We start from the raw sequence: 6,012 nt of genomic DNA, 5'->3' as shown, positions 1-6,012 counted from the left end.
CGCCGCACACGACGCACGTAGAAGCCGCTGATCGACACCCGGTCGTGCTCGGTGGCCTCGCGGTACAACAGCGACGTGATGAGGAAACCGGAGATCACGAAGAACACGTCGACGCCGACGTAGCCGCCGGGCAGCAGGCCGGAGTCCAGGTGGTAGGCGAGGACCAGGAGCACGGCGACGGCGCGCAGGCCCTGGACCTCGGGACGGAAGCGGCGCCCGGTCCGGGCGGGTGCTGTGAACATGGGCTGGCTCCGAGGGCGGGCTCGGCGACGAGGGCGGGGACCGGGGGACGGTCGCGCGGGGGATGACCGCATTGTGTGCCGAACCGGAGCCCCCCGTCGCCCCCGGAGCCGACACGGGGGCAGGTGTTCGTCCAACCGGGGCGTGGGGGACACGTTCCCGTGGCCGGACGTTCGTCTGGGGAGGGGCGCGGGCCGCTCGGGGGCATGCGAGGACCCGTTCGTGACGCGTCCACTCCGGATCTGGGGCAGACTGTCGGATGTCGCCGGAAGGGACCGCGCCGCAGCGCGCCGGGCCGTGCCGGTCCGCGCCGACCACCCCCGTGTCGTCGCGCGCCGGATCACGCCAGTGCCGCGGTGCCCCCGTCCACCGGACCAGGCCGGTGCGACCACGCCGCGAGAGGAGGCACACCGTCACCCCCGTCATCCGAACGCGCCTCGTGGTGGCCACCACGGTGGTGTCCGTCGTGCCCTGTGTCCTCTATCCCCTGGTCGGACTGTGGACCCTGCTGTGGATCCCGGCCGTGCTGCTGCTCCTGGGCGCCTTCCTCGTGTACACCGAGGGCACGGAGGGCGCCGAGGCCGCCGACGCCTCCCCGGAACGGGAATCCGGAGACCCCTCCCGGCCGCCGGGGGCGCTGGGGGAACCGGTCGCCGGGCGAGGCACCCGTGTCCGCCCGGTCGCGCTGCCCAGCGCCACCGAGGACTACGACCTGGTGTTCTCCGCCGTGGTGCACTGGCGGTGGGACGGCCACGTGGACCTGCGCCTGCGCAACCCGGTCGCTCCGGCGGTCCTGGCCGTGGTCACCCGCGCCTCCGAGTTGGCCCGCCGTGTCGAGCCCGGCGGCCACGGGACGGCCGAGTGTGAACTGGCCGCCCGGCTCGCGGTGGAGACCGCGGTCATCGGTTCCGGGATCGTGGTGTGGGCGGAGGAGGTGAGCCTGCGCCTGCCGGAGGAGGACGAGGAGCGGTTGCGCCGTATGGCCGGGCTCCGCAAGGACCGCCAGCTGCGCGAGGTCGAGCGCGAGACCGGGCAGGATCCGATGGCCGCCGGTCCGGTCGTCCCGCCGCGCCCGGCCGCCGACGAGGACCTCGACCCGTTCGGCGACCCGCTGGGCTTCGTGGAGGACGATGCCGACATGCCCCCGGGACCGGGCAGCGACGTGGACGGCGAGGGGTACGAGAGCTACTGGTGGCCCGCCGACAACGGCACCCGCGAGTCGGCCGAGCGCGACGTGCAGGTGGCGATCCTGCGGGGACTGATCGACTCCGTCAGGGACGAGGCCACCCGCACGCGGTTCGCCCGCGAGCAGCTGATCGTCCTGGAGCGCGGCGGCTTCGCCGAGGTGGCACACCGTGTCCGCCAGGAGTACCCGGAAGTGGACGGGGAGATCGCACCGGGGTCCACCGGTGACTCCGAGGCGCTGTAGGGCGGTCTCCGCGCCCGGGTCCGGCTCCGGGACCGTGCCTGGGGGTCCGCCCGGGTCCCGGGGCGGGCCGGTTCCCGGAGGCCTGGCGTTGAACCTCCACCTCGTGGACACCCGGCTCCCGGGGCGGGGCGGTTCCCGTATCCGGGTCACCGGCGTCCGCGCCACCGGGCCGCGGCCGTCGCCTCGCTGTGAACCCGGAGAGTCGCGGGCGGCGTTAACCCTGGTGAGGGCAAGTCTGTCCGCCCTCACCAGAGCCTGACCCAGGGAAACGGAAGAGTGCATGACCGCGGACACCGAGAAACCCCCGTCCCCGACCGCTTCGCCGTCGTCCCTCGCCACGGCGGTCGGCGTAGGCCTCGTCGTGGGGTACGCGACCTCCTACGGGCAGGGCCTGCTGCCGGACGCGCTGTCGTCGCTGGCGAACTCGTCCGGCTCCTGGAGCCTGGTCGCGTTCCTGCTCGGGATGCTCGCCCGGCGCCCGTGGGTCTCCGCGATCGTCGGAGTGCTGTCGCTGGCGGCGATGGTCCTCGGTTACGACCTCGCCTCCATCGTGCGCGGATACGGCGTCGCCACCAGCATGACGGCCTTCTGGCTGACCGCCGCCGTGGTGGTGGGGCCGTTCCTCGGCTGGGGCGGAAACGCCGTGCGTTGGCGTACCCGGCTCACCCCGCTGGCGGTGGGCGCCATGAGCGGGGTGCTCGTCGGGGAGGGCGCGTACGGACTCGCCTACATCGCGGACACCACGTCCCCCGTGTACTGGTCCGGCAGCATCGCCGTGGGTGTCGCGTTCCTGGTGTGGGGCGGGGTGCGCCGGTTCCCCGACGCGCGCTCCCTCCTGCTCGCTTCGGGGACCACGGCCCTCGTGGCGGCGGCCTTCGTCCTGGTGTACTCCGGCAGGGTCATCATGTGGTTCACCTGAGGACCGACGCGGTCGCCGTCTGACGGGCGGCCCCCCGGAGCCCATGCGACGGGCGAATCGCGTGCGCGGCCGGGCACCGCGGCGGTCCCTCACCCGGGCGGGCCCCGCGTCGGTGGTCGGAGGCCGTTCGGGGAGGCCCCGTGCTCGACGGTGGTCTGGTCCAGCGGTGCGGTGCGGCGGCGCTCCGGCTACCGCACCGGATCGGCGCCGAGGGTCGAGTAGGGGCCGTGTTCGGTGACGCGCAGCACGTCCCGGATCTCCTGGAGCAACGACTCCGGTACCATCCCGAGCCGGACCCCCTCCTCCGCGAGTTCCTCGGCCGCGTTGAGCGTGCGCCACGCCTCCAGGAGGTCGCGGCCGATCATGATCTCGGCCAGCAACCTCATCGCCCGCAGTTGCCCGGAACGGTGCTGGAGCCCCCGGTAGCCGTCGACCGCGACCCTGGCCAGCTCCTCGGCCTCGGACAGCCGGTCGGCCTGCCGCAGCGACTCCGCCGCCATGCGGTGCGCACGGGCGTGCCACCATTTGTCACCCAGCTCCCGGAACCCCTCGGCGGCCCGCAGCATCTCCTCCTTGCCCCGGTCCCGGTCCAGGGCCATCTGTGCCCGGCCCACCACCAGGCACGTGCGCCACCGCCCCCAGTCGTCACCGATCTCCACGAACACCCGCTCCGCCTCCCGCAACCGGGCGATCTGGTCCGCGTCCCGCCAGGACTCCCGCAGCCTCTCCCGGCGTCGCAGCAGCCCGTGCGCGGGCCGTATCTCGGCGCAGCGGTCGGCGTACCCCTGGTCCCCGTCGGCGAACAGGGCGGCCACCCTGTCCCGCTGTTTCCTCGGCCAGTCCGGGTCCCGTGCGGTCAGACGGCGCCGGTCACGTTCGCGTGCGGGGCTGAGCAGCAGCTCGCACTCCCAGGCCTCCCGGTTGAGCCTGGTGGTCGGCAGCTGGCCCAACGAGCGCAGGTAGCGGGCGCGGTACCAGTCCCCGTTCGGCGTCGGTGGGAGCCGCTCCCGCTCGTCGTCCAGTACGAACCAGGCGTTGAGCGCGAATCCGCGCAGCCGCAGCACCTCTCCCTTCTGCCACTGGACCCTGGCCCACTGCTCCGGGGAGTCCTGGGAGCCCACGAGCAGGCCCTGCGCGTGGGTGAGCAACGCGTGAGCACGCTCCCAGTGCCCCTGGAAGCGATCGACCTCGGCCAGGTTGCACAGTGACCGCACCCGCCACCAGCGGTCATCGTGGTCGGAGAAGATCCGTACGGCCTCCTCGATCTCGGCCCGGCCCTCGTCCAGGTCGCCGCGGCGGTACAGGTTCACCCCGATCGCCCGGTGCGCCCGCGCCCTCCACCGCGGATCCGCCGACTCCAACTGCTCCAGGACGTACAGCGCGGTCAGGGCGCGCTCGTAGCCGGTGTCGTGGTCGCCGTGACCGCTGGCCACCTCGGCGCGGTCGAGCAGGGCGATCCCGTAGGCGAGCGGTTCGCCCATCTCCAGGGCCAGCACGGTCGCCTGCTGGGTGGCCTCCCGCATCGCCTCCCACCGTGTGCGCCCGGTCCGGCACAGTACGGCGAAGGCCCGGCGCAGTCGCCACCCGTACCCGATGGCCCGCCTTCTCCGCTGCTCCCGCTCGTCGGTTCCCTCTCGCCACCGGTCGTCCGGTGCGGTCTCACGCGGTCGAGTCCACTGGAAGCAGGCCTCGAAGCTCCGCTGCTCGGACTCCAGCCACGCCATGGGATCGGCCGGAGCGGGAGGGGACGGTCTTCCCTGGTCCGTGCCGTCCCAGCCGGGCAGGGAGGCGCCGAAGCTCCACTCGTGCGGCGCGGCCCGCCGCGCGGCCGCCTCCGCGATCCGGTCGAAGGCGCGTAGCAGCCGTTCCACCGCGAGCCCGAGTTCCTCCCGCGACCAGTCCGGCAGTTCCGCCTCCGGGACACCGAGGACGCGGGGACCCACCGTCAACAGGGTGCTCCGGACGTGGTCGTGCAACTGGAACCGGTCGAACCCTCCCGCCTCGTACAGGTACGTCACCAGGTACCGGTGACTCATCCGTAACAACAGGGGCTTGGCCTCGTCCTCGGAGACGTCCAGCAGCGCCGCGGCCGACCACGCGGTGAAGGTCGTCAGCCCGGCACCGGCCAGGCGGCTCAGCAGCAGCCGCTCCCGCGGTTCGCACTGTTGCAGGCTGAACGCGAGCGACCGGGCGATGGCCTGGGGCCCCGGCACGGTCAGGCGCAGGGCGGGGTCGCTCATGTGACGCATGAGGTCGGCGGCACCCGGCCCCCGCTCCTGGGTGATCTGTGTGCCCACCAGGCAGAGCGCCAGAGGGAACCCGTGGCAGGCGGCGACGAGGCCGGGCAGTGCGGCGCGGTCGGCCTCCGACAGCGGACGGGGGGAGCCGCTCACCAGTCCGTCCAGCAGCTCCAGGCCCTCCTCGGGCGGTAGGGGGGCCAGGTGACGGCGTCCCATGGGACGCGCCGCGTCGGGGAAGTCGTTGCGGCTGGTGATGAGGACCGCGCACCCCCGACCGCTGGGCAGTAGCGGCTCCACCTGGGCGTAGTCCCTGGCGTTGTCGAGGACGACGAGCAGTCTGCGCTCCTCGGTCGCCGCGCTCCACAGCCCCCTCAGGTCCTCCGGAGAGGCTCCCTCCGGAGGGTGGCCCCCGACCTCGGTGATCATCTGGGCGAGGATCTCCTCGGGGCGCCGGGGTTCGCGGCGCACCGGGGTGATCGGATCGGTGCCGTCGGATCCGACCTCCGGAGGTCGGTGCCCGGAACCGGAGTGGACCGTCCGTCCCCGCGTGGACGGGTGCGTCTCGGCGGAGACCTCGTGCGCCGCGCCGCCGTAGAGTTCGAACTCCAGCTTGCCGTCGGGGAAGCGGTCGGCCACCTTGTCGACGACCTGTGCGACCAGCTGGCTCTTGCCCGTGCCGCCCTCACCGGTGATCGCGATGGCCAGCGGGCCGCCGCGGTGTCGCCGCCGCCCGATCGTCCACGTGGGTCGGCTGACCAGTCGGCGCGCCCCTTTGCGGGGGAAGCGGGCGAACTCCTGGAGCAGCTCCGCCACGAGGTCGGTGTGGCCGGTGAAGTGTTCGATGGGCGGAGGCAGCCGTCGGCGCAGTGCGGGCCTCTCGCGGGATTCCTGAGCGTGGCCGAGGCGTTCGAGCAGCGCCTGCGCGGACGCGGCCACCCCGCTGCCGAGGACGGCGAGCAGCGCGACCCACAGGCCGCCGTTCTCCGGAAGCAGTTCCGGGACGCCCTGGAGCGCCGTGCCCAGGCCGAGGGCCACCGCCAGCCCGGTGGCCAGACCGCTGTGGAGCGGTCGCCACCCGCGTGGGACCAGGGAGGATTCACCCTCCTTGTGGGGGGTCTCGTCCACGCTCGCTCCACCCTCTCCCGGGACACCGGACAACCGTGTACACCGGGGTTCGCGGGGTG

4 protein-coding genes are annotated in these 6,012 nt (G+C 73.5%); 2 read left to right on the top strand and 2 right to left on the bottom strand.

Annotated elements, in window-relative coordinates; all coding sequences use genetic code 11:
- Positions 1-242: acyltransferase family protein (locus D455_RS0106520; protein WP_017569949.1), on the bottom strand; the 242-nt coding region annotated here is incomplete at its 3' end.
- Positions 243-622: 380 nt separating this feature from the next.
- On the opposite strand from D455_RS0106520, the gene D455_RS0106515 reads away from it, so the two are divergent.
- The gene (locus D455_RS0106515) at positions 623-1,669 is read left to right on the top strand and encodes a hypothetical protein (RefSeq protein ID WP_051064584.1); all 1,047 of its coding nucleotides are present in this window, start codon (positions 623-625) and stop codon (positions 1,667-1,669) included.
- Positions 1,670-1,949: 280 nt separating this feature from the next.
- Positions 1,950-2,588, top strand: coding sequence for a DUF6518 family protein (locus D455_RS0106510; protein WP_017569947.1), 639 nt, complete (start codon positions 1,950-1,952; stop codon positions 2,586-2,588).
- Positions 2,589-2,776: 188 nt separating this feature from the next.
- Here D455_RS0106510 and D455_RS0106505 read toward each other — a convergent pair whose 3' ends face one another.
- Positions 2,777-5,953, bottom strand: coding sequence for a tetratricopeptide repeat protein (locus D455_RS0106505; protein WP_020480239.1), 3,177 nt, complete (start codon positions 5,951-5,953; stop codon positions 2,777-2,779).
- Between the last annotated feature and the right edge of the window lie 59 nt (positions 5,954-6,012).

Origin of the sequence: Nocardiopsis halotolerans DSM 44410 (assembly GCF_000341065.1) — a bacterium.
Lineage (GTDB): Bacteria > Actinomycetota > Actinomycetes > Streptosporangiales > Streptosporangiaceae > Nocardiopsis > Nocardiopsis halotolerans.
This window is presented reverse-complemented; position numbering and strand designations above follow the sequence as displayed.

Bases quoted from the DNA above. Each gene is read 5' to 3' on its own strand.
- D455_RS0106510 (WP_017569947.1), top strand. From the start codon at position 1,950: ATGACCGCGGACACCGAGAAACCCCCGTCCCCGACCGCTTCGCCGTCG.